Source organism: Kitasatospora sp. NPDC001225 (assembly GCF_053597855.1).
Genome location: NZ_JBSFJC010000126.1, coordinates 1 through 23,260, shown reverse-complemented (window position 1 = coordinate 23,260; position 23,260 = coordinate 1). Strand labels below are relative to the sequence as shown.

The window sequence follows — 23,260 nt, the reverse complement described above, 5'->3', positions numbered from 1 at the left end:
GGCGCGAGCGCCGGCACGGACCGCACGGACGGGCTGCCGCCGAGCACGGGCTCGGTGGAACGACAGGACCTGAGCAGCCTGAATCCGACCGACCGAGCAGCAACCGGGGAACGACACACCATGGAAGACAAGAACGGCTCCGCCAACGGCCCGGTCGGGCGGATGGACGCGGCGCTCGACCGGCGGGGGTTCACCACGCGGGGGCTGCGGGTGCGGGCCGGGGTCATGGCAGTGGCGGCGGTCGGGCTGGTGGCCGGGCTGGGGGTCGCCGGGTGGGCGCTGCTGGCGGACGACATGACCAACAGGTTCGGGCCGGACAGCGTGTGCGACGAGGTGGTGAGCTCACGGGCGGTGAACGAAGCGCTCGGGTCGGGCAAGGTCAGCGCGGAGCCGTACGAGGGGAACGTCAGCCGCGGCACGGCGGTCTGCACCGTGAAGGTGGCCGGCGGGATGTTCGGTGACGACCGGAACATCCGGGTGTCCCTCGGCGAGAGCAAGGATGTGTTCCACCTCCCGATCCCTCCCGGCGCCCGGACGTTCGCCGCCTCGGCGAACGGTGGCGCGGTCGGCGCCGTCCGTGGCGACGAGGCGTGGGCACTGCTCCCCGAGGGCTGCCCCAACGGGCTCTGGGCCAGGGTCACCGCGTACTCCGGGAAGGATCCCGACCCGCTGAAGCTCGCCCGGCTCGCCGTGTCGGCGGCCGACCGCATCGCGGACCAGCGCGGTTGCGGCAAGGCGCCGCTGCCCGTCCTGCACGAGCTGGCCCCGGCCGCCACCGAGCGGGAGCTCGACGGCGACGCGGTCTGCGGCCTGCCGGGGGTCTCCGTCCGGCGCTCGCCCGACAAGCGCTACAGGGAGGCCGTGACCGTCGGATCCGATCCCTTGTGGACCTGCGAGATCACGCCTGAGGATGCGCACGGGAGCACCTCTTCCCTCGTCATCGCCACCGAGTCCCGGCTCCGGCCGGAGGCCACCGAGCGGGACACCAGGCCGGCGTTCGGCCGTGCCCGCTGGGTGGGGTCCCTCCCCCGGGACGAGATCGTGGTGACCTGCCACGGTCGCCCCGTCTACTTCCGGATCGGCGCGATCAGGCACCTGGGGCACCTGTTCTCCACCTCCGACGAGGCCTGGAAGCAGTTCCTCACGGCCGGCGGCCAGGCGATCGGGTGTGAGCCGATCCTGTAGCGGGCGGAAATGGGCGGGCGGGTGTCGGGGTAATGGTCTATCTTGCGATGGACCTATTACGTAAGACACGGGGGAGCACCATGAGCACCACCACCACCACCACCACCACCACCGACCGTACCGACCGCACCGACCGCACCGTCGTCGCCGTCTCCGAGCGGCTGGTGCTGACGCGGCCGCGGGAGGGGGACGTGGGGGCGGTGTTCGCGATCCACGGGGATCCGGAGACCAACCGGTACAACCCGCACGGGCCGCAGCGGGAGCTCGTCCAGGCGCGGGAGATGCTGGACGGGTTCGTCGCCGACTGGGTGCGGGACGGGGTGGGGTACTGCGCCGTCGCCACCCGGGAGGACCCGGGGACGGTGATCGGGTTCGCCGGGCTCTACCTGCACACCCTGGACGGGGAGCGGGTGTTCAACCTCTACTACCGGTTCCGGCCGTCCGCCTGGGGCCTCGGGTACGCGGCGGAGGCGGCCCGGGCGGCGATGGCGGAGGCGCTGCCGCGCCACCCCGGCGTCCCGGTGGTCGCCCTGATCCACGCGGACAACCTGCCCTCGCGCCGGCTCGCCGAGCGGCTCGGGCTGGTCGCCGACCCGGACGGCCGCACCGACGAGGAGGACCGGGTGATCCACCGGATGCCCTGAGGCCCGGAGGAGCCCCTGTCGGCCCGAGATCCCCCGCCAGGGGGAGCGGGATCGCGCCCCGGGCGGAGGCCCCGGCGCCCGGCCCGGCGGGACCGTGGGGGCATGAGGATCAACGAGCACGTGGTGCGGGCCGGGGCGGCGTGGACGGCGGTGGCGGCGACCGGGCCGTACCTGACGCTGAAGCTGCTGTGGCTGACCGGGCATCCGGTGGGGGCGGGCGATCCCGGCGAGATGGACCGGCTGTGGCTGGTGAACCTGCTGACCTTCGGCATGGACGCGATCGCCGTGGCCCTGGCACTGGCGTTCGTCCGGCCGTGGGGGCGGCGGGCGCCGGCCGGGCTGGTGGCGTTCCCGATGTGGGTGGCGACCGGTCTGCTCGGCACGATCCTGGTCGCGCTGCCGCCGTACCTGCTGAGCCTCCTGGTCCTGGGGCCGGAGAGCGCCGACCCGGACGACAAGGGCCTCGGCGGCTGGGTCTTCCCCGTCGTGTACGGCGGCTTCGCCGTCCAGGGCCTCGCGCTGATCACCGCCTTCGTGCTGTACGCCCGCCGGCGCTGGGCCGGGCTGCTGCGGGAGCGGATCGGCGACCTGCCGGACTCCCCCACCCTGACCGTGCAGCGCGTCCTCGCCTGCGTCGCCGCACTGCTCGCCGCGGGTGTCGCGGCGGCCCGGGTCTACTGGGCGTTCGGCGGCACCGCCGGAGTGCCGCAGGACCTGGTGGACGGCCGGTCCCGGGGCGTGGCGGTGATGAACGGGGTGACCGCGGTGATGGCGGTGGCCGCGGCGGCGGCGCTGCTGGTCCTGGTCTTCCGGTTCCGTCCGGGGCGCCGGCTGCTCGGGCCGCTGCTGGCGGTCTGGACGGCGGCCGGCTCGCTGTTCGGCTGGGGCGCCTGGCAGTTGGTGGCCTTCGGGGCGACGACGACCCGGGTGACCGAGCTGCGGACGGCCGTCCCCGGGCTGACCCCCCTGGTCCAGGGTGCCCAGGTGGTGGCCGCGGTGCTGGTCCTGGCGGTCGGGGCGGTCGCGCTCACCGAACGCGGCACCCTCCGGCGCGCCGCTGCCGTAGAGTCGCGCGGGTGATCACGGGGGTGGGCATGCGGCTGCGGCGTACGGGAGAGGTGGGCGTCCGGCTGCGGCGTGCGGCGGGCGCGTCGGTCGGCCGGCGGGCCCGGCTGCGCTGGGTGCACCTGGTGCTGGGCGGCGCGCTGCTGATGCCGTACTGGATGCTGTCGGTGGTGCTGTACGGGGCGCTCAACCCGAACCAGCCGCCCGGACGCCAACTGCTGCTGTACGTCCTGTCGTTGCTCACCTCGCTGCCGATGGCCGCCGTCACCGCGCTGGTGCCGATGGTGCGGGGGCTGGAGGGCGCGGCGGCGCGGGCACTGTGCTCGGCGGCCCGGCCGGAGGAGCTGGCCACCGGACCGGCCCGCTCCTGGGGCGCCCGGTGGCGCACCGCGCTCTGGTACGTGCTGCACGTCCTGTTCGGCGGGGTGGTCGCCGGGATGACGCTGGCGGGCACCCCGTTCGCGGTGGTGCTGGTCTGCGGCTTCGCGGGGACCAGGGAGTTCGTCCGGTTGTGGGAGCGGCACTTCCCCGGCTGGCTGGTCACCGGCCCGGTCCTCGGCCTCGGCGTTCTGCTGCTGATCGTCGGCACCAACGCCGTCTGCGGCGCGCTGCTCGCCCGCTGGGCGCCCGCCCTGCTCGGCCCGACCCCGGAGGAGCGGGTGGCCGCCGCCGAGCGCCGGGCCACCGTGCTCGCCCAGCGCAACCGGCTGGCCCGCGAGCTGCACGACTCGGTCGGCCACGCGCTCAGCGCCGTCGGCATCCAGGCCTCGGCCGCCGCCCGGGTGCTGCGCAGCAACCCGGACTTCGCCGCCGAGGCGCTCGCGGCGATCGAGGAGACCGCCCGGGCGGCCGTCGCCGAACTCGACGCCGTACTGGGGCTGTTGCGCGAGGAGGACCCGGAGGCCGCCGGGCCCGCCGGGCCGACCCTCGCCGGGCTGGACGACCTGCTGCGCCAGCTCGGCCGCGCCGGGGTGGCGGTGGACGCCGAGCTGGCGCCCGGGCTGGCCGGCCTGCCCGAGCCGGTCTCCCGCGAGGCGTACCGGATCGTGCAGGAGGGTCTGACCAACGTGCTGCGCCACGCCGGGCCCGCCCCGGCCGGGCTGCGGGTCCGGCTCGCCGACGGCCGGCTGGAGATCGACCTGACCAATCCGCTCGGCCCCGCCCGGCCGAGCCGCCCCGGCGGCGGGCGCGGGCTGCGCGGGATCGGCGAGCGGGCGGCGGCCCTGCACGGCGGCAGCACGGCGGGGCCGGACGGGGACGGAACGACGTGGCGGCTGGCCGTCTGGCTGCCGGTGGGAGGGACGACGTGAACGAGGACATGAACGAGATGGGGTACGACGCCGTGGACGAGGGAACGCGGCAGGGCGCCGACGGCATCCGGGTGGTGATCGCGGACGACGAGCGGCTGGTCCGCCTGGGCCTGCGGGTGGTGATCGACAGCGAACCGGACCTCACCGTGGTCGGCGAGGCCGCCGACGGGGCCGAGGTCGTCCCGCTGGTGCGCGAACTGCGCCCGGACGTGGTGCTGATGGACGTCCGGATGCCCGGCATCGACGGCATCCGAGCCACCGAACAGCTGGTCAACGGGATGGCCCCGCCGCCGCGCATCCTGGTGGTCACCACCTTCGAGCACGACGACCACGTGTACGACGCGCTGCGCGCGGGCGCCGCCGGGTTCCTGCTGAAGCGGGCCCGGGCGGAGGAGATGGTGCAGGCGGTGCGGCTGGTCGCGCGCGGCGACTCGCTGCTGTTCCCGGCGGCCGTCCGCGACCTCGCGCTGCGCCACGGCGCGGACCGGCGCCGGGAGGCCGGGTCGGGCGACCGGGGGCCGATCGGGCGGCTGACCGAGCGGGAGGGGCAGGTGCTGCGGCTGATGGCCACCGGGCTCAACAACGGCGAGATCGCGCGGCAGCTGGTGGTGAGCCAGGAGACGGTGAAGACGCACGTCGGCAGCGTGCTGGCCAAGCTGGGCGCGCGGGACCGCACCCAGGCGGTCATCGCGGCGTACGAGTCGGGCTTCGTGCTGCCGGGCTGACGCCTGCTCAGGATCCACCGCGGCCATCCCCCGTGCCCCCGGTATGCCCGAGCGCCTCGAACGTGGATTCCATCCGATCGGTACCAGCGAGTAGAGTGCGGGTTTCCCCCTCGACGTCCGATACCTCCCGTATCGCCTGGAACGAACTGGTGGCCGCATGACAGTCCGGACCCGACCCGCGCTCTGGTGGCGCATGGGCATCGTGCTCTCGGCGGGCCTCGGCCTGACCCTCGGGACCGCGCCGCTGGTCTACTTCACCGTGCAGAGCAACGTGATCGTGTTCGGCTACTTCATCGGCGCGGTGTACTGGATGCTCAAGCGCGGCACCGTGGACGCGCCCGCGCCCCGGCTGCGCGGCGCCGCCACGCTGTACATCCTGATCACCGGGCTGGTCTCGCACATCCTGCTCGAACACGGCGCCAACCCGCTGCCCGGGCTGGTCAGCGGGCCGGACAAGCTGGCGCACTGGTCGTCGTTCTTCCTGCACTACGTGACGCCGGTGATGGTGATCGCCGACTGGCTGGTGCTCAAGCCGCGCAACGCCTCGGCCTGGAAGGACATCCCGCTCTGGCTGGGCTTCCCGCTCGGCTACGCGGCGATCGTGCTCACCCGCAACGCGCTGTTCGACGACTACCCGATGCCCTACCCGTACTTCTTCTTCGACCCGACCACCAAGGGCTACGGCTACGTCTGGGGCCAGATAGCCCTGTTGACCGTCGAGTTCGTGGCGCTCGCCGCACTCGTCGTCGGGCTGGACCGGCTCGGGACGCGGATCGCGGGAAGGCTGCGGTCGACGCCGCAGGCATAGCCCCGGGAGTTCACGCTCCCCCGTCGCTCACGCGGCGGGCGCGTCCTCGGGGAACGCGGCGTCGAACTCGGCCCGGTGCGCCTTCCAGAACGCCACCGCGTGGTCCACGAAGACCCGGCGCTGCTGCTCGCGCACGCTCAGGTCGTGGACGTAGGCCTTCACGGTCTTGCCGTCCGCGGCGGCGGCCTCGCGGATCGCGGCGAGCTCGTGCTCCGTGTACTCGATGGTGAGCGCAGGCATGCCGCTGATGGTACTGGAGCGACGGGTAGTTGGGGCCGCGGACGGCGGTTTTTCACCCGCAGTCAAAACGGTCGCTGTCGAGACCGCCGAGGACCATTGCGCCCGGCTCCGGGTCGGCCCGGAGAAGGAAGCCGGTGCGCCCGGAGGAGGAAGCGGGTGCGGCTCGTCGGATGACGCCCGGGCGGTGGGGCCGGCCGTAGCGTCGACGGGGAGCGGTGGCGGAGGGGTTCCGCGGGGGAGACCGGGGTTTCGGCGGAGGCCGGAGATGACACGCAGGTCAGGAATGGCACGCAGGTCAGGGATGACGCGCACGGCGGGAACGGCGCGCAGGACGGGAACAGGACGCACGACGGGAACGGCGCGCAGCAGGACCGGAAGCGGCGTCGGCCGGGCCGCGGCCGCGGCGGTGGCACTCGCGACGGCGGTGGGGCTGGCGGCACCGGCGGCGGCCGCGGCGCAGGAAGGGCGGGGGAACCCGCTGGAGGGGGTCTGGCGGACGGAGGGCTACGGCCTGCTGATCGCGGTCTCCGGGGGCCGGGTCACCACCTACGACGTGACCGCGCACAGCTGCCTGCCCGGGTGGGTCACCGGGACGCAGGCCTCGGAGCCCGGCCCGGACGGCACCACCCGCTACACCGTGGGCAACCTCGCCATGACGCTCACCCCCAAGGGCCGGAACCGGGCCGTGGAACGCGAGGAGAGCGGGGTCGGCACCAAGTCGCTCACCCGCCTGGACGCCCTGCCGCCGCTGTGCGCGCGGCCTGCTCCCAACGACCCGCTCGCGGTCTTCGACCGGTTCTGGGAGGACTTCGAGGAGAACTACCCGTTCTTCGCCGCCAAGGGCATCGACTGGCACGCCGTCCGGGACGAGAAGCGGCCCACGATCACTCCGGCGACGACCGCCGACCGGCTGCAGGACGTCTTCACGGACATGCTCCGCCCGCTCGGCGACGCGCACACCGGGCTGGCCCGGGTGGTCGACGGGCACGCCAAGGAGGTCTTCGGCGGGCAGCGGCCGGATTCGACGGTGCAGACCCCGGAGCTGACCGCGCGGGCCCTGCAGGCCTCGGCCGCCCAGCTCACCGGCCCGGAGCAGCAGTTCGCCGGCGGCCGGCTCGGCGTGGGCCGGCTCCCGGACGGCCTCGGCTACCTCCGGGTGAGCAGCTTCGACGGCTACACCGACGGCGACTTCCGGAGCCAGGTCGACGAGCTGGACCGGGCGCTGGACGCCGTGCTGGCCGGCCCGGACCGGCCCACCGGCCTGGTCGTCGACGTGCGGCTGAACGGCGGCGGCTCGGACGCGCTCGGGCTGCACATCGCCGCCCGGCTCACCGACCGCCCGTACGTCGCCTACCGGAAGGTGGCGCGCAACGACCCGGCCGACCCGACGAAGTTCACCCGGCCCGAGCCGATCACCGTACGGCCGTCGGCGGGCGGGCACTTCACCGGGCCGGTGGCGGTGCTCACCTCCTCGATCTCCACCAGCGCCGCGGAGACCTTCACCCAGGCCATGACGGGCCGCTCCCCGCGGGTGCTCCGGGTCGGCGAGAACACCCAGGGCGTCTTCTCCGACATCATGATCAAGTCGCTCTCGCCGGACTTCATGGCCGTCCTGCCGAACGAGAAGTACCTGACCAGGAACGGCAGCACCTTCGACGGCCCGGGCATCCCGCCGAACGTCCGCACACCGGTCTTCACCCCGGACGAGCTGGCCGCGCTCAGGGACTCGGCCCTGAGCACGGCCCGCCGGATGCTCGCCGAGGACGCCCAAGGCAACCAAAGCAGCCAAAGCGACCACGGCGACCAGGGCGACCAGGGCGACCAGGGGAACGCCGAGAACGACCAGGAGCAGCAACGGCAGGAGCAGCAGTAGGCGCTACATCGGCTCCACCGTCCGCAGTTCGCCGTCCAGCTCCAGCCACCGGGTGAGGCCCAGGCCGCGCAGGAACGGCAGGTCGTGGCTGGCCACGATCAGCGCGCCCCGGTACGCGGACAGCGCCTGGGTGAGCTGGCGGACGCTGGCGAGGTCCAGGTTGTTGGTCGGCTCGTCGAGCAGCAGCAGCTGCGGCGGCGGGTCGGCCAGCAGCAGGGCGGCCAGCGTCGCCCGGAACCGCTCGCCGCCGGAGAGGGTGGCGGCGGGCTGGTCGGCCCGGGCGCCGCGGAACAGGAAGCGGGCGAGCCGGGCGCGGACCGCGTTGTCCCCGGCGGTGGGGGCGAACAGCTTGACGTTCTCCACGACGGAGCGCTCCTCGTCCAGCAGGTCGAGCCGCTGCGGGAGGTGCCGCAGCGGCACCGGGGTGACGACCTCCCCCGCCGGCGGGGCGAGTTCGCCCGCGATGGTGCGCAGCAGCGTCGTCTTGCCGGCGCCGTTGCGGCCGACCAGCGCGATCCGCTCGGGCCCGCGCAGGTCGAGGTCGGCCGTGGTGCCGTGGGGCAGCCGGACCCTGTCCAGGGTGAGCACGGTGCGCCCGGCCGGGACGGCGGTGCGCGGCAGGTCGATCCGGATCTCGGCGTCGTCCCGGACGGCCTCCTCGGCCGCGTCGAGCCGGGCCTTGGCCTCCTCCAGGCGCTCGGTGTGCATGCCCTGGAGGCGGCCGGCCGTCTCCTGGCCCTTGCGCTTGAGCATCCCGGCGAAGATGTGCGGGTCGTTGCGGGTGACCGAGCGCTTCTTGCCGTACGCGGCGCTGCGGTCCAACCGGATGCGGGCCTCGGCCAAGTCCCGCTTCTGGCGCCGGACGTCGGCCTCGGCGTTGCGCAGCAGCCGCTCGGCCGTCTCCTGCTGGGCCGCGAGGGTGCGTTCGTACTCCTCGAAGTTGCCGCCGTACCAGGTGACTTCGCCGTCCCGGAGGTCGGCGATCTGGTCGACGTGCCGGAGCAGCTCGCGGTCGTGGCTGACGATCAGCAGCACGCCGTTCCAGCCGGCCACCGTCTCGTAGAGCCGCTCGCGGGCGGCCCGGTCGAGGTTGTTGGTGGGCTCGTCGAGCAGCAGGACGTCGGGGCGGGCCAGCAGCAGGGCGGCCAGCCGCAGCAGCACGGCCTCGCCGCCGGAGAGTTCGCCGGTGGTCCGGTCGAGGCCGAGGCGGTGCAGGCCGAGCCGGTCGAGGGTGGCGCGGGCGCGCTCCTCGACGTCCCAGTCGTCGCCGACCGCGTCGAAGTGGCGCTGGTCGGTGTCGCCGGACTCGATGGCGTGCAGGGCCTCGCGGGCTGCCCGGATGCCGAGCGCCTCGTCCACCCGCAAGGCGGTGTCGAGCGTCAACCCCTGTGGCAGGTAGCCGAGTTCGCCGTCGATCCGGACGGTGCCGCCGGTCGGGGTGAGCTCGCCCGCGATCAGCCGCAGCAGGGTGGACTTGCCCGCGCCGTTGAGCCCGATCAGGCCGGTGCGGCCGGGGCCGACGGCGAGCTGGAAGCCGTCCAGGACGGGCTTGCCGTCGGGCCACTCGAACGAGAGCTCGGTGCAGAGGACGGCGGTGGTGGTGGGGTGGTGTGCCATACAGGCCTCCCGGGGTGGTTGCCGAAGGGGTGGTGAGCAACACGGGGAGACACCGCGGGTGCGGAAACCGGGCACGGCCGGGGGAACGAAGGGGTGGCGTCACACAGAGGAGTGCCACGGGCCGTGACTGAGGTCGCACACTCGCGCACCGCGCGACGGCAGCAGGGCCTGCGCGGCGGGGGCGGTGTCCCGGGACCTCAGTAGAGCAACGGCCTTCTCCTTGTCTGGCTGATGACCCGGACCACGCTAGGCAGCCCGCCCGGGGCGTGCAACCGATTTACCGGCCGCCGGGCCCGCCGCGACCACCGCGCGACCCGCCGAGCGCACCCCCGGGACCGCTCCTCGACGGGCCCCCGGTGCCGATCCCGTGCCCATCCGGTGACGGCCCCGTCCCGGTCCGGTGCGGAATTCGGGAGTCCCCCGGACGCATGGCAGACTCCTCACCTGCCATGCCTGCGGCCGAGTCGGGCCGCACCCGGGGAACGGGCCGCATGGCGGTAGTCAACAGGGGGATTTGAACTCATGTCACCGATATCCCGGCCGGGCCGTGCCGTCCTGGGCGCCTCCGTCGTCGCGCTGACCATGGTGGTCGCCACCGCGTGCGGCCCCGACAACGCCGACCCGGCCGTGACCGCGGCTCCCGGAGTCACGGCCGGCGCCTCCGGCACGCCGGGCGCGGCTCCGATCAAGCTTCCGACGCTCGAAGAGCTGAAGACCTGGAAGCTGGAGGACTGGGACAAGTGGGCCCAGGCCAACGTGATCACCCCGGCGGTCAAGGGTTACTGGACCCTGCAGAAGCTGCTGGACGCCAAGCCGAAGCCGCTGCCGCAGCCCGCCCCGGAGGGGACCCAGCCGCCCGCGCAGCCCACCGGCGCCGCGCCGGCCACCAGCGCGCCCGCCTCGGCCGCGCCCACGGCCCAGCCCACCGCGGCCCAGCCCGGCGGTGGCGGCGGCGCGGACCAGCTGCCCGCGATGGTCCCGGCCAAGCCCGTGGCGCACCCGTTCCCGAAGAACATGCACGTCAACGGCAAGATCTTCTTCAAGGACGGCAACGAGGACTACGTGTGCTCCGGCACCGTCGTCTCCGACCCGGCCAACCCCGGCAAGAGCAACCTGGTGTGGACCGCCAGCCACTGCCTGCACGGCGGCAAGGGCAACAAGTACTACACCGACATCACCTTCGCCCCGGCCTTCAACAGCAACGGCGTGCTGAGCAACGGCAACAAGCAGGCCAAGCTGGAGGACGCCGAGCCGTACGGCGAGTGGACCGCCACCTCCGGCATGGTCTCGCCGCAGTGGGCCGCGGAGGCCGACCCGGAGAAGGGCGGCCCGTGGAGCCAGTACGACTTCGGCATCGTGAAGGTCGCCAACCCCAGCCCGGGCGGCAAGTCGCTGGAGGAGACCGTCGGCGGCTCCGTCCCGCTCTGGTTCAACGCCCCGCGTGACCAGGTCGGCGCCGTCAGCAACTACGGCTTCCCGGAGGGCAAGCCCTTCGACGGCGTGGAGCTGGAGCACTGCGACGGCGGCAAGCCGTCCAAGAAGACCGGCGACCCGAGCCGCCCGGCGATGCTGCTGATCGGCTGCAACATGACCGGCGGCAGCAGCGGCGGCGGCTGGTACGCGACCAAGGACGGCAAGCCCGCCCTGGTCAGCGACACCTCCATCGGCAACGGCGCGAACACCTACGAGGCCGGTCCGTACCTGGAGGACGTGGCCCAGCACATGTTCGAGTACTTCTCGAAGAAGGCCAAGTGAAGAAGGCCGAGTGACCCGCTCCGACGAAGGCCGAGTGGTCTTCCGAGCGGCGCGGTGACCCGCCGAGCGGTGATCCGGGGGCCGCGGCCGCGACGGCCGCGGCCCCCGTCTTTTCGGCCGGACGCCCGGCTCCTCCTACAATCGGGCTCATCATGAGCGCCACACTCGTAGTCAAGGACCTCAGCGCCGGCCACGGCGAACGCACCCTCTTCTCCGGCCTGGACCTGGTCGTCGCCCCCGGCGACGTGATCGGCCTGGTCGGCGTGAACGGCGCCGGCAAGTCGACCCTGCTGCGGCTGCTGGCCGGCCTGGACACCCCCGAGGGCGGCTCGCTGCGGCTGAGCCCGGCGAGCGCCAACGTCGGCCACCTGCCGCAGGAGCCGGAGCGGCGCGAGGGCGAGTCGGTGCGCGACTTCCTGGCCCGCCGCACCGGTGTGGCGGCCGCGCAGGCCGCGCTGGACGAGGCCACCGAGGGCCTGGTCGAGGGCCGGCCGGGCGCCGACGACGCGTACGCCGTCGGCCTGGAGCGCTGGCTGGACCTCGGCGGCGCCGACCTGGAGGAGCGCGCCGAGGAGGTCGCCGACTCGCTCGGGCTGAAGGTCTCGCTGGACCTGCCGATGACCGCCCTGTCCGGCGGCCAGGCCGCCCGGGCCGGCCTCGCCTCGCTGCTGCTCTCCCGCTACGACGTCTTCCTGCTCGACGAGCCCACCAACGACCTCGACCTGGACGGCCTGGAGCGGCTGGAGTCCTTCGTCAAGGGCCTGCGCACGGGCACCGTGCTGATCAGCCACGACCGCGAGTTCCTGGCCCGCACCGTGACCAAGGTGCTGGAGCTGGACCTCCACCAGCAGCAGGTCAACCTGTACGGCGGCGGCTACGAGGCGTACCTGGAGGAGCGGGCGGTGGCCCGCCGGCACGCCCGCGAGGAGTACGACGAGTACGCCGACACCAAGGCCTCGCTGGAGGCCCGGGGCCAGATGCAGCGCAACTGGATGGAGCACGGCGTCCGCAACGCCCGCCGCAAGAGCAGCGACAACGACAAGAACGCCAAGGCGAAGCGCACCGAGTCCACCGAGAAGCAGGCCTCCAAGGCCCGGCAGACCCAGCGGATGATCGAGCGGCTGGACGTGGTCGAGGAGCCGCGCAAGGAGTGGGAGCTGCGGATGGAGATCGCCACCGCGCCGCGCTCCGGCTCGGTGGTGGCCACCCTGCGCGCGGCCGTCGCCAAGCGCGGCGACTTCTCCTTCGGCCCGGTGGACCTGCAGATCGACTGGGCCGACCGGGTCGCCATCACCGGCGCCAACGGCGCGGGCAAGTCCACGCTGCTGGCCGCCCTGCTCGGCCGGCTCGAACTCGACGGCGGCAGCGCCTCGCTGGGCTCCGGCGTGGTGGTCGGCGAGGTGGACCAGGCGCGCGGGCTGTTCCTGGGCGGGGAGCCGCTGCTGGAGGCCTTCGCGGCCGCCGTGCCGGAGCTCGCGCCGGAGGACGTGCGCACCCTGCTGGCCAAGTTCGGCCTCAAGGCGGTGCACGTGCTGCGCCCGGCCGGCACCCTCTCCCCCGGCGAGCGCACCCGGGCCGCGCTGGCGCTGCTGCAGGCCCGCGGGGTCAACCTGCTGGTGCTGGACGAGCCCACCAACCACCTGGACCTGCCCGCGATCGAGCAGCTGGAGTCCGCGCTCGGCTCGTACACCGGCACCCTGCTGCTGGTCACCCACGACCGGCGGATGCTGGACACGGTGGCGGTGAACCGGCGGATCGAGGTCCGGGACGGGCGGGCGCACGAGCTGTAGGGGTTGCCGGGCCCGGGGAGCGGGATCGGCCGCCGGCCGGATCGGCCTCCGGGGATTGGCCTCCGGGATCGGCCTCCGGGGATTGGTCTCTACCTCTTCCCGGAAACCCCCTCCCGGAGGGGCCGTCATGTGCTGTGCTGTGCGCCATGGTTGACAGCACTGACAGCGCCGTGGCGGGGACGTCCCACCCGACCGTCCCGCTCACCCCCATGACGGTGCCCGCCCACGAGGCCGAGGCCCGCAGCAGGTCCTTCCACGACGTGATGGCGCAGCGCCGGACCGTCCGCGACTACTCCACCCGCCCGATCCCGGACGGGGTGGTCGAATGGGCGGTCCGGACCGCCTCCACCGCGCCCAGCGGCGCGCACGTCCAGCCCTGGCGGTTCGTGGTGATCACCGACCCGGAGCGCAAGCGGCGGCTGCGCGAGGCGGCCGAGACCGAGGAGCGCGAGTTCTACGGCCACCGGGCGTCCGAGGAGTGGCTGGCCGCGCTCGCCCCGATCGGCACCGACTGGCGCAAGCCGTTCCTGGAGGACGCGCCGGCCGTGATCGTGGTGTTCGAGGTGCACAAGGGCCCCGAGTCGCCGCGCCCGTACTACACCAAGGAGTCGGTGGGGATCGCGGTCGGGCTGCTGCTGGCCACGCTGCACCAGGCCGGCCTGGCCACGCTGACCCACACCCCGAGCCCGATGAAGTTCCTCAACGAGGTGTGCGACCGCCCGGCGGAGGAGCGCGCCGCGTACGTCATCCCGGTCGGCTACCCGGCCGAGGGGGCGCGCGTGCCGGACCTGCGGCGCAAGGAGCTCGACGAGGTGATGGTCCGGCTCTGACGCGCCGGGGTGCGGCCGGGCGCGCCCGCCACCGGGGGGACGCGCCCGCCACCAGAGGGATATCCGATGGTGACAGGTCCCGGCCAAGGACATAATCGCCGCCATGAGCCAAGCACAGCCACGGCCCTGCGGCCTCGCCCCGCCGCTGGTGGAGGCGACCGCCGGGCGGCCGCCGGAACGGCTGCGGCTGCCCGGCGGCCTCTGGCTGCGGCGCCGCCGCAGCAGCCACACGGCGGCGCTGAACCAGGCCGTCCGCGCCAACCTGGACCACCTGCGGCCCTGGATGGAGTGGGCGGCCGAGGCCCCCTCCCGGGCCCGGACCGCCGAGCTGACCCGGGCCGGCGCGGCCGCCTGGGAGGCCGGCACCGACTTCATGTACCTGGCCGGCCTGGACGCCGAGCCCGGCGGCGTGATCGGCGCCTTCGGCCTGCACGGGCGGATCGGCCCGGGCGCGCTGGAGATCGGCTACTGGGTCGCCGCCGGGCACGTCGGCCGGGGCATCGCCACCGCCGCGGCCGGGGCGCTGACCGAGGCCGCGCTGGCCCTGCCCGGGATCACCCGGGTGGAAATCCGCTGCGACCGGGCGAACGGCGCCAGCGCGGCCGTCCCGCGCAAGCTCGGCTACCGGCTGGACCGGGTCGCGGAGGCCGCCGTCCGGGCTCCGGGCGAGACCGGACGGCAGCTGGTGTGGGTGCGGGAGCGCTGACGGCGCGGGTACGGGGCAGCGCCGCCGTCAGTAGCGCTCGCCGGTCGCGGCCGGCAGCGCGTCCAGCTCGGCCAGGTCCGCCGCCGAGAGCTCGATCCCGGCCGCCCCCACGTTGTCCACCAGGTAGCGCGGCGTCCTGGTGCCCGGGATCGGGAAGACGTACCGGCCCTGCGCCAGCACCCAGGCCAGCGCGACCTGCGCCGGGGTGGCGCCGATCCGCTCGGCGACCGCCCGGACCTTCCCGACCAGCGCCAGGTTGGCCCGCAGCGCGTCGTGCTGGAAGCGCGGCAGCCGGCGGCGGAAGTCGTCGGCGGGCAGCTCCTCGATGGAGGTGATCCCGCCGGTCAGGAAGCCCCGGCCGAGCGGCGAGAACGGCAGGAAGGCGATGCCCTGCTCCTCGGTGTACGGCAGCACCTCGGCCAGCGCGTCCCTGGTCCACAGCGACAGCTCGGACTGCACCGAGGCCACCGGGTGCACGCTCTGCGCCCGCTTGATCTCCTCGACGCCCGCCTCGGAGAGGCCGATGCTCCGGGCCTTGCCCGCCGCGACGACCTCGGCGAACGCGCCCCAGGTCTCCTCGATCGGGACCTGGGGGTCGACCCGGTGCAGCTGGTAGAGGTCGACGTGGTCGGTGCCCAGCCGGCGCAGGCTCTCGTCGATCGAGCGGCGCACGTGCTCGGGCCGGCCGTTGCGCTCCTGCTGGCCCGCGCCGCCCGGCACGATGCCCACCTTGGTGGCCAGGAAGGCGCGCTCCCGGTACGGGCCGGCCAGCGCGGCGCCGACCACCTCCTCGTTGGTGTACGGGCCGTACATGTCGGCGGTGTCGATCAGACCGACGCCGAGGTCCAGCGCCTGCCGGATCACCCGGACCGACTTCTCGTCGTCCCGGTCCCGCTCGGTGTAGGCCCAGGTCATGCCCATGCAGCCGAGACCGATGACGCCGATCTCCGGGCCGCTGGTGCCGAACGAGGCGTTGCGCATGGTGGTGCTCCCGTCGTGGTCTCCGCGGCTCCCGTGGGGTGGCCGCGGTGGTTCGCGTGGTGGTGCGTGATCAACGCCTTCAGCTTTCACCTTGGAGTGCACTCAAGGTCAAGCCCCTTCATCCCCGGGCCCGCCGCGGCCGCCGCCCGGCATCGTCTTAACCGTTCCTAAAACCTGTCCCTGACGGGGCGTCCGAGGCCGGGAAATGCTTGACGTGCACAGCTGGTCTAGTCCAGTTTGATGCTCAGCACCGCGCTCCCCCACCCCGGACCACCCCAGGCCGCCGCCCGCCCCGCGCCTCCCCCTCGCGGCGCGGGCGGCCTCCACGTCCCGAGAGGCACCCCCATGCCCAGCGCGCCCCAGCACGCCCCCACGCACCGCCGCCCCGCCCGCCGGACCACCCTGCTGAGCCTCGCCGCCGCCACCGCGCTCGCCGCCGGCGGCCTGGCCGTCCTCGCCGGGAACGCCGGCGCCGCCGACGGCAACCTGCTCGCCAACGGCGGGCTGGAGAGCGGCGCGCTCGGCCCGTGGAGCTGTTCGGCCGGCACCGGGAGCGTGGTCGACTCCGGTGCGCACAGCGGGACGTACGCGCTCAAGGGGGCGGTGGGCGCGAGCGACACCGCGCAGTGCGGCCAGACCGTCAGCGTCCGGCCCAACACCACGTACACGCTCAGCGCCTGGGTGCAGGGCCGGTACGTCTACCTCGGCGCCACCGGCAGCGGCGTCACCGACCCGGCCACCTGGACCGCCGGCGGCGCCGACTGGCAGCAGCTGTCCACCAGTTTCACCACCGGGGCGGCCACCACCAGCGTCACCGTGTACCTGCACGGCTGGTACGGGCAGGGCGGCTACCTCGCCGACGACATCGCCCTGACCGGCCCGGGCGGCGGCAACCCGACCACCCCGCCGCCGAGTTCGACCCCGCCGAGCCCGACCGGCACCCCGACCGGCACGCCCACCGGTACGCCCACCGGCGGCCCGGGCACCCCGGCGCCGATCGTCGCGCTCCCGGTCGCCCCGTTCATCGACATGGGCGCCTGGCCGACCCCCTCGATACCCGACCTGGCCAAGGCCGCCGGCCTCAAGGGCTACACGATGGGCTTCGTCACCGGCGTCGGCTGCAAGGCCAGCTGGTTCAACGCCTACGACCCGCGCACCGCCTGGGCCAAGGACCAGGTGGACGCGCTGCGCGCGGCCGGCGGCGACGTCAAGGTCTCCTTCGGCGGCGCCGCCGGCACCGAACTCGCCGCCGCCTGCACCACGGTGGACTCGCTGTTCGCCGAGTACGACGCGGTGGTGAGCGCCTACAACCTGCGCTACGTCGACTTCGACATCGAGGGCGCGGCCATCGCCGACACCGCCGCCAACGACCGCCGCTCGGCCGCCCTCGCCAGGCTCCAGCAGGCCCACCCGGGCCTCAGGGTCTCCTTCACCCTGCCCGTCCTGCCCGAGGGCCTGACCTCCGAGGGCGTCGCCATCGTCAAGTCCGCCCGGGACGCCGGGGTCGCCGTCGACCTGGTCAACATCATGGCGATGGACTACTACCGGAGCGGGACGGACTACGGCAACGCCGCCGTCCAGGCCGCCCAGTCGCTGTTCGGCCAGCTCAAGGCGCTCTACCCGGCGAAGGCCGACGCCCAGCTGTGGGCCATGGTCGGCGTCACCCCGATGATCGGCGAGAACGACGACCACCAGGTCTACAACCAGGCCGACGCCCAGCAGTTGGTGGCCTTCGCCCGGCAGAACCACCTCGGGATGCTCTCCTTCTGGGACGCCACCCGGGACGCCAACGCCTGCACCGGCGGCTCGCTGTCCAAGTGCACCAACATCCCGCAGCAGCCGTACGAGTTCGCGAAGATCCTCGGCCAGTACGCGGGCTGAGCCCACCGGCCACCGGCCGCCGGGCAGTCGACCACACGCCCGGTGGCCGGCCGGCCGCCGGCCCCGCCTACCGGGAGGCGGAGTGGTGACGCGCCCCGGGGCGGCTCAGGTGTCGTAGCAGCCGCACCAGGGGGCGTCGAAGCCCAGGCCGTCGGGGTAGAGCTCGAAGTGGACCCGCTCCTCCTCGTCGTCCACCTCGTCCGGTTCGTAGTCCTCGCGCACCAGGCCGAACAGTTCGCCGTCGACGTGCACGGCGAACGGGGCGATCGCGATGTCCCCGTACTCGCGGCCGGGCAGGGCGTCGAGCCACTCCGCCAGCAGCAGCCGGGCCTGCGGCGCCTCGTCGGCGGGGTGTATCCGCGAGTCGAGGTGGCGGCCGGCGCCGTCGAAGCGGTGCAGGACGGCGTAGTACCGGCCGGCGCCGAGGCCGAGCGCCGAAGCGAGGAACTGGCCGCCCTGCCAGCGGCCGATGGTGTCGGTGCGGTAGTCGGGCCGGTGGCTGATGGGGATGACCTCGGGAACGTTCACGGTCGAACCGTACGGGTGAGCTGTGACAGCACCGCCGGCTCCGCGCAGCCCAGCGGCCGGCTCAGCGGCCGGTCGGGAGGTTCGCCCCGCCGGTGCAGTCGAGCACCACGCCCGTGACGAAGCCGTTGGCGGCCAGCAGGTGGATCGCCCGGGCGACGTCCTCCGCCCGGCCGACCCGGCCGACCGGGGTGGTGGCGGCGAGGCCCTCGAACAGCGCGGCCCGCTGCTCGGCCGGTACGCGGTCCCACCACGGGGTGTCGATCACGCCGGGCGAGACGGCGTTGACCCGCAGCGGGGCCAGCTCGACGGCCAGCGGCGGCACCATCGCCTCCAGCGCGCCGTTGATGGCGGCCAGTCCGGCGGTGCCGGGGAAGGCGGCGCGGGCCGAGGCGGCGGTGATCAGGGTGACCGAGCCGTCCTCGCGCAGGTGCGGCAGCGCCGCCTGGAGCACGCGCACCTGCGGCCAGAACTTGGCGTCGAAGCCGGCCGCGAGTTCGGCCAGGTCGAGCTGGGCGAACGGGCCGGCGCCGGCCGCGCCGCTGACCGCGACGACCAGGTGGTCGACCACGCCGGTCGTGGCGAAGAAGGCGGCGAGGGCGGCCGGGTCGGTCGCGTCCAGCGGGTGCCCGGTGGTCTTGCCGCCGATCCTGGCGACGGCGGCGTCCAGCCGGTCGCGGTCGCGGCCGGTCACCACGACCTCGGCGCCGTCGGCGGCGAAGGCGGTGGCCGTGGCCTCGCCGATGCCCGAGCTGCCGCCCATCACGACGACGCGCTGTCCGGCGAAGGGGGTTGACGCAGTGCTCATGGTGGTGGGGCCTTTCGACTTGTCGAGACTGTCGGTTCCGGAAATGATGGTTGTCGAGACTGATAGTCTTGTCAAGGGGGATCAGGGAGAGGCACACCGGAGGAGAGGGAGCACGATGAGCGAGACCGAGGGCACCGAGGCCGCCCCGGCGGCACGCCCGCACACCGGACGCCGCCGCAACGAGGCCGCCCACCGCGCGATCCTCGACGCCGCGCTGCGCCTGCTCGCCGAGTCCGACGGCACCCCCGTCACCATCGACGCCATCGCCCGCGCGGCCGGCGTCGGCAAGCAGACCGTCTACCGCTGGTGGCCCTCCAAGGGCGCCGTCCTGCTCGACGCCCTCACCGACCGCGCCGACCAGGACGTGTCCGGCCCCGACACCGGCGACCTGCGCGCCGACCTGCGCGCCTTCGTCAGCACCACCTTCGAGGCGGCCCAGCGCGACACCACCGCCCCCGCGCTGCGCACCGTCGCCCGCGAGGCCGCGCGCGACCCGCACCTCGCCGACCTGATGCGGAGCTTCACCGCCACCCGCCGCACCGCGCTGCGCGAACTCCTCACCCGGGGACGCGAGCGCGGCGAACTGTCCGCGGACGCCGATCCGGACCTCATCGCCGACCAGGTCTACGGGGTGTTCTGGTACCGCTTCCTGCTCGGGCACGGGCCACTGGACGCGGGCACCGCGGAGCGGCTCGCCGACTCACTGCTCACGGGGAACGCCAGCGGGAACGCCGAGGCGAACACCGAGGGGAACACCGAAGGGAACCGCGGCCGTTAGCCCCGCTGCCGCCCCTGGCCGCGCCCGCGCACCAGGGGCAGGTACACCTCGTCGACGATCTCCACCAGGACGTCGTCCGGCGCCGTCGGCACCCCGCGCGCCATGAACTCGTTGCGCAGCAGCACCATCGCCACCGTCGCCACCCGGGGGTGCAGCGCCTCGGGAGCGGCCTCGCCGCGGGCGACGGCGCGGCCCAGGACGGTGAGCCAGGGCGCGGCCACGGCGTCGCCGGACTGGTCCTGCAGCTGGACCAGGAACTCCGTGGCGCCGCCGGCCGCGGCCAGCAGCTCGCGCAGTACGGCGCCCAGCGGGGAGCTCCAGTGGCGGTTCGCCTGGCGGAGCAACTCCAGGGCGTCGCCGCGCAGTTCACCGGTGTCGGGGAGCGGGGCGGTCTTCGCGAGCTGCTTGTACGCGGCGATGCCGAGCGCCAGCCGGTTGGGCCAGCGGCGGTAGATGGCGTTCTTGTTGGTGCCCGCACGGGCGGCGACCTTGTCCATGGTCAGCCCGGCGTACCCGGCCCCGGTGAGCTCCTCGACCGCGGCGCTCAGGATCGCCTCCTCCAGCGCCGCTCCGCGCCGCCGCGTCTGCCCGGCCATGCCCTCGCTCCGCCCAGTCCGCCCGCCGATACCGCCCGTACCCTCCCCATCCTTCTTGCCGTGCCGGGCCGTCGGCAACTAGGGTACTGGCCGTACCGTAAATTCTCTCTCGCCGGAAAGGCGGAAGAACGTGCGCACCAAGGGAATCAGCTACGACACCGGCTTCATCAGGGACGGGGCGTACTCCCGCGCCTGGTTCGACTCCGAGGCGGTCGAGCGCGAACTGCGGATCATCCGGGACGACCTGCACTGCACCGCGGTCCGCATCATGGGCGGCGACCCGGAGCGGATCGAGCTCGCCGCCGGCCACGCCGCCGACCTGGGCCTGGAGGTCTGGTTCTCGCCCTACCCGCTGGAACTGACCGCCGACGCGATGCTCGCGCTCCTCACCGACTGCGCCGAGCGCGCCGAGCGGCTGCGGCGGCGCGGCGCCGAGGTCGTGTTCGTCACCGGCGCCGAACTCAGCCTGATGAACCCGGGGTTCCTGCCCGGCTCCGGCATCGGCGAGCGCCTCGCCCTGCTCGCCCGGCCCGAGCAGGTGCGCGCACACCTCGGTGCGGTGAGCGGCCGGGTCAACGCGTTCCTCGCCGAGGCGGTGGCCGCCGTCCGGGCCCGGTTCGGCGGGCGCGTCACGTACGCCGCCGTACCGCTGGAGCGTGTCGACTGGGAGCCCTTCGACCTGGTCTCCCTGGACCTGTACCGCTCCGCCGAGACCGCCGACCGCTTCGCCGGCGGCGTCCGCGAGCTGACCGCCCAGGGCAAGCCGGTCGCCGTCACCGAGTTCGGCTCCGCCACCTTCCGCGGCGCCGGCGACCGGGGCGCGAACGGCCTGGACATCGTCGAGTACGCCGACGGGGGCCCGGTCCGCCTGGACGGCGTCTACGAGCGGGACGAGGCCGGGCAGGCCGCGTACGTCCGGGAACTGCTGGAGGCCTTCGACGCCGGCGGCATCGACGCCGCCTTCGTCTTCACCTTCGCCCTCTACGACCACGTCCACCGCCCGGACGGTGACCCTCGCGACGACCTCGACCTCGCCAGCTACGGCGTCGTCAGGACCTACGAGGACCGCGCGGGAACCACCTACCCCGGCCTGCCCTGGGACCCGAAGGAGGCGTTCTCCGCCGTCGCCGACTACTACCGCACCCACTGAGCCGCCCGCCGCGGAAGCGCGGGAAGTCGGCCGGGCCGACCTCCCGCGCACGGCGGCCCGCCCGCGGCCGGGCGTCAACGGGCCGGAGCGGCGGCGGGGCGACGGCGGCGGTGGTAGGCCCAGGCCAGGGCGAGGGTGATCGGGCCCCAGAACATCGCCGTCGAGGTGCAGACCCGCCCCAGGAGCAGCCACCAGCCGTTGCTGTAGCCGACCTCCTCGAACACCCCCAGCCAGCCGAGCGGCATCCCGTCGAACAGGGCCGCCAGGACCAGCCCGCCGAGCACGGCCGGGACGACCGCCGCGAGCGGCGGCACCCGGCGGCCCCGCAGCACGGGCACCCAGCGCGGGAACACCTCGCCCCAGCCGCTGACCAGCCCCAGGGTCAGGAGCGTCAGCGCCTCGGTGAGCACGCTCAGACCGATCACGTACGGGGCGGCCCACCAGACGTAGGCCGGGGCCTGCGGGTCGACGGTGCCCATCCGGAAGTCGAACGCGAACGGCAGCCGCCACAGGCAGTGCGGCAGCACGATGAACGGGAGGGCCTTGGCGAGCCGCAGGGCCCACCGGGGAACGGGGCGCTCGGTGTCGCCCACCGGGATGGTCTTCAGCATGCGTCCACGCTCCCGGATACCGCCCCCGCCGCACGTCCACCGCTCGGCCCGTCCCCCTCCCCCGCGCGAGCCAGCCGCCCGTCCGCCCAGCGGCGGAGACGGGCCGTCAGCTGATGGACCCCAACCCGAAGGCGGACTTCAGCAGCCCGAGGGCGTACGGGGTCTCGGTGCCCTTCAGCGTGGTCGGGTCGACCGAGTACACGACCGTCCGGGAGAGGTCGCGGGTGGCGAAGACGCCGCTGGTGGAACCGGGCCGGGAGCCGGTCTTGCCCCAGGCCACGACGCCGCCGGAGGCGAGGCGCACGAGGCCCATGCTCAGGCACGCCGTGTCGTCCGGGCAGTAGCGGTTGCCCGGGGCGACGGGCACCTCCGGGACGGTGAACAGCTCCTCCTGCTGGGCCGGCGGGAGGAGGCGGCCCCGGAACAGAGCGGTCATGAAGCGGTCCAGGTCGGGGGCGCTGGAGATCATGCCGCCCTCGGCCCAGGGCCACGGGCTCTGCTCGGTGACGTCCACGCGGTGCGAGCCGCCGTCTGCGTCGGGGACGGTCAGGTACGGGCGGGTCGCGGGGCGCCGCAGCGCCGGGTCGTCGGCGTCCGGGAGGGAGGTGTCGCGCAGGCCGAGCGGGCCGATGATCCGACGGCGCAGCTCGTCGGTGTAGCGGTGGCCGGTGACCTTCTCGACGACCAGCCCGGCGACGAAGGTGTTCATGCCGTTGTACTGCTGGGCGGTCCCGGGGTCGAAGGCCGGCGACTGCCCGGCCGTCGAGGCGACGATCTCCTCGGGGGTGGGCGCGTCGAACCGGTGCTCGGCGAACCAGCCGGTGGTGCCGTCGCCCCAGTACGTGTTGTCGCCGGTGGGCAGTCCGCTGGTGTGGTTGAGCAGCTGTCCGACCGTGACCGCCCCGAACTGGGCGGGGAGGTCCGGGAGGTACCGCCGGACGCTGCCGTCGAGGTCGATCCGGCCCTCGGCGGCGAGCTGGAGGACGACGGTGGCGGTGAAGACCTTCGAGATCGACCCGATCCGGAACCGGCCCTGCGGGTCCACGGCCGCCCCGCCCTCCGCCGAGCTGCCCTCGAACCTACCGCCGGAGCCGGTGACCCGCACGAACCCGGCGGAGACGTCGGCGGCGGGCCGCTGGGCGAGGGCGGCCCGGAGCGCCGCCGGGTCGAGCGGCGACAGCGCGGACGGGCTCGCCGCCGTCGCCGACACGGTGGCAGTGGTGGCGAGAGCGGGCGTGCCCGCCCCGACCGTCAGCGCGGCCGCCAGGGCGGCGGAGGCGGCCACGACGGCCCAACGGTTGCGGTTCGTGTGCGCGTTCACGTGCGGTCCGGCTCCAGACTGGTCGTCGTCCGGGCCGGGGGGTGGCGGCCCCGGCCGATCG

At 74.3% G+C, this 23,260-nt stretch carries 22 protein-coding genes; 14 read left to right on the top strand and 8 right to left on the bottom strand.

The features are described from left to right. The first annotated feature begins 120 nt into the window (after window positions 1–120). From ACWDCZ_RS31480 to ACWDCZ_RS31455, 6 genes are all read left to right on the top strand, one after another. A complete protein-coding gene (locus ACWDCZ_RS31480; protein WP_449817612.1) occupies window positions 121–1,185 on the top strand; it encodes a hypothetical protein in 1,065 nt (354 codons plus the stop codon). Between the two features lie 80 nt (window positions 1,186–1,265). Beyond that, window positions 1,266–1,829: a GNAT family N-acetyltransferase gene (locus tag ACWDCZ_RS31475; protein ID WP_449817611.1), complete on the top strand. Its 564-nt coding sequence runs from the start codon at window positions 1,266–1,268 to the stop codon at window positions 1,827–1,829. A gap of 102 nt (window positions 1,830–1,931) precedes the next feature. Next, the gene (locus ACWDCZ_RS31470; protein ID WP_449817610.1) at window positions 1,932–2,909 is read left to right on the top strand and encodes a hypothetical protein; all 978 of its coding nucleotides are present in this window, start codon (window positions 1,932–1,934) and stop codon (window positions 2,907–2,909) included. Then, window positions 2,906–4,204 (top strand): sensor histidine kinase, encoded by a 1,299-nt coding sequence (locus ACWDCZ_RS31465; RefSeq protein ID WP_449817609.1) that lies wholly within the window; start codon window positions 2,906–2,908, stop codon window positions 4,202–4,204. The genes ACWDCZ_RS31470 and ACWDCZ_RS31465 overlap by 4 nt, the downstream gene beginning before the upstream one ends. Before the next feature lie 17 nt (window positions 4,205–4,221). Beyond that, window positions 4,222–4,929, top strand: a complete 708-nt coding sequence (locus ACWDCZ_RS31460) for a response regulator transcription factor (protein WP_117491580.1) — start codon at window positions 4,222–4,224, stop codon at window positions 4,927–4,929. Between the two features lie 157 nt (window positions 4,930–5,086). Next, window positions 5,087–5,737, top strand: coding sequence for a Pr6Pr family membrane protein (locus ACWDCZ_RS31455; protein ID WP_049658279.1), 651 nt, complete (start codon window positions 5,087–5,089; stop codon window positions 5,735–5,737). Between the two features lie 27 nt (window positions 5,738–5,764). On the opposite strand, the gene ACWDCZ_RS31450 is transcribed toward ACWDCZ_RS31455, so the two are convergent. Continuing rightward, window positions 5,765–5,977, bottom strand: a complete 213-nt coding sequence (locus tag ACWDCZ_RS31450) for a hypothetical protein (protein ID WP_074002239.1) — start codon at window positions 5,975–5,977, stop codon at window positions 5,765–5,767. Window positions 5,978–6,383: 406 nt separating this feature from the next. Here ACWDCZ_RS31450 and ACWDCZ_RS31445 point away from each other — a divergent pair, with 406 nt between their 5' ends. Continuing rightward, window positions 6,384–7,850, top strand: coding sequence for a S41 family peptidase (locus ACWDCZ_RS31445; RefSeq protein ID WP_449817608.1), 1,467 nt, complete (start codon window positions 6,384–6,386; stop codon window positions 7,848–7,850). Window positions 7,851–7,853: 3 nt separating this feature from the next. Here the strand turns inward: ACWDCZ_RS31445 and ACWDCZ_RS31440 are convergent, their stop codons facing one another. Next, the gene (locus ACWDCZ_RS31440) at window positions 7,854–9,467 is read right to left on the bottom strand and encodes an ABC-F family ATP-binding cassette domain-containing protein (RefSeq protein ID WP_449817607.1); all 1,614 of its coding nucleotides are present in this window, start codon (window positions 9,465–9,467) and stop codon (window positions 7,854–7,856) included. Window positions 9,468–9,989: 522 nt separating this feature from the next. Here ACWDCZ_RS31440 and ACWDCZ_RS31435 point away from each other — a divergent pair. The 4 genes from ACWDCZ_RS31435 (at window position 9,990) to ACWDCZ_RS31420 (ending at window position 14,548) form a co-directional block, all read left to right on the top strand. Then, window positions 9,990–11,222 carry a hypothetical protein gene (locus ACWDCZ_RS31435; RefSeq protein WP_117487286.1) on the top strand — a complete coding sequence of 411 codons (1,233 nt, stop codon included), beginning with the start codon at window positions 9,990–9,992 and terminating at the stop codon, window positions 11,220–11,222. A gap of 152 nt (window positions 11,223–11,374) precedes the next feature. Beyond that, a complete protein-coding gene (locus tag ACWDCZ_RS31430; protein ID WP_074002235.1) occupies window positions 11,375–13,012 on the top strand; it encodes an ABC-F family ATP-binding cassette domain-containing protein in 1,638 nt (545 codons plus the stop codon). A 146-nt stretch (window positions 13,013–13,158) separates the two neighbouring features. Beyond that, window positions 13,159–13,842: a nitroreductase family protein gene (locus ACWDCZ_RS31425; protein ID WP_049658730.1), complete on the top strand. Its 684-nt coding sequence runs from the start codon at window positions 13,159–13,161 to the stop codon at window positions 13,840–13,842. A gap of 103 nt (window positions 13,843–13,945) precedes the next feature. Next, window positions 13,946–14,548: a GNAT family N-acetyltransferase gene (locus ACWDCZ_RS31420; protein WP_117487287.1), complete on the top strand. Its 603-nt coding sequence runs from the start codon at window positions 13,946–13,948 to the stop codon at window positions 14,546–14,548. 27 nt (window positions 14,549–14,575) lie between these two features. Here ACWDCZ_RS31420 and ACWDCZ_RS31415 read toward each other — a convergent pair whose 3' ends face one another. Then, window positions 14,576–15,529, bottom strand: coding sequence for an aldo/keto reductase (locus ACWDCZ_RS31415; protein ID WP_049658731.1), 954 nt, complete (start codon window positions 15,527–15,529; stop codon window positions 14,576–14,578). Window positions 15,530–15,874: 345 nt separating this feature from the next. Here ACWDCZ_RS31415 and ACWDCZ_RS31410 point away from each other — a divergent pair, with 345 nt between their 5' ends. After that, on the top strand, window positions 15,875–17,410 hold the full coding sequence (locus ACWDCZ_RS31410) for a carbohydrate binding domain-containing protein (RefSeq protein ID WP_449817606.1): 1,536 nt from the start codon (window positions 15,875–15,877) through the stop codon (window positions 17,408–17,410). Between the two features lie 105 nt (window positions 17,411–17,515). Here ACWDCZ_RS31410 and ACWDCZ_RS31405 read toward each other — a convergent pair whose 3' ends face one another. Together ACWDCZ_RS31405 and ACWDCZ_RS31400 are read right to left on the bottom strand one after the other, a co-directional pair. Continuing rightward, window positions 17,516–17,938: a hypothetical protein gene (locus ACWDCZ_RS31405; protein ID WP_449817605.1), complete on the bottom strand. Its 423-nt coding sequence runs from the start codon at window positions 17,936–17,938 to the stop codon at window positions 17,516–17,518. Between the two features lie 61 nt (window positions 17,939–17,999). Continuing rightward, window positions 18,000–18,743, bottom strand: coding sequence for an SDR family oxidoreductase (locus tag ACWDCZ_RS31400; protein ID WP_049651400.1), 744 nt, complete (start codon window positions 18,741–18,743; stop codon window positions 18,000–18,002). Window positions 18,744–18,858: 115 nt separating this feature from the next. Here ACWDCZ_RS31400 and ACWDCZ_RS31395 point away from each other — a divergent pair, with 115 nt between their 5' ends. After that, complete coding sequence (locus ACWDCZ_RS31395) at window positions 18,859–19,521, top strand: TetR/AcrR family transcriptional regulator (RefSeq protein ID WP_449817604.1); 663 nt, start codon at window positions 18,859–18,861, stop codon at window positions 19,519–19,521. Here the strand turns inward: ACWDCZ_RS31395 and ACWDCZ_RS31390 are convergent. Further along, window positions 19,518–20,117: a TetR/AcrR family transcriptional regulator gene (locus ACWDCZ_RS31390; protein ID WP_449817603.1), complete on the bottom strand. Its 600-nt coding sequence runs from the start codon at window positions 20,115–20,117 to the stop codon at window positions 19,518–19,520. The genes ACWDCZ_RS31395 and ACWDCZ_RS31390 overlap by 4 nt on opposite strands. 130 nt (window positions 20,118–20,247) lie before the next feature. Here ACWDCZ_RS31390 and ACWDCZ_RS31385 point away from each other — a divergent pair, with 130 nt between their 5' ends. Next, a complete protein-coding gene (locus ACWDCZ_RS31385; RefSeq protein WP_449817602.1) occupies window positions 20,248–21,267 on the top strand; it encodes a hypothetical protein in 1,020 nt (339 codons plus the stop codon). Window positions 21,268–21,341: 74 nt separating this feature from the next. On the opposite strand, the gene ACWDCZ_RS31380 is transcribed toward ACWDCZ_RS31385, so the two are convergent. Beyond that, complete coding sequence (locus ACWDCZ_RS31380; protein ID WP_049651396.1) at window positions 21,342–21,878, bottom strand: hypothetical protein; 537 nt, start codon at window positions 21,876–21,878, stop codon at window positions 21,342–21,344. Between the two features lie 106 nt (window positions 21,879–21,984). Beyond that, the gene (locus tag ACWDCZ_RS31375) at window positions 21,985–23,199 is read right to left on the bottom strand and encodes a serine hydrolase domain-containing protein (protein WP_449817601.1); all 1,215 of its coding nucleotides are present in this window, start codon (window positions 23,197–23,199) and stop codon (window positions 21,985–21,987) included. Window positions 23,200–23,260: the final 61 nt, after the last annotated feature.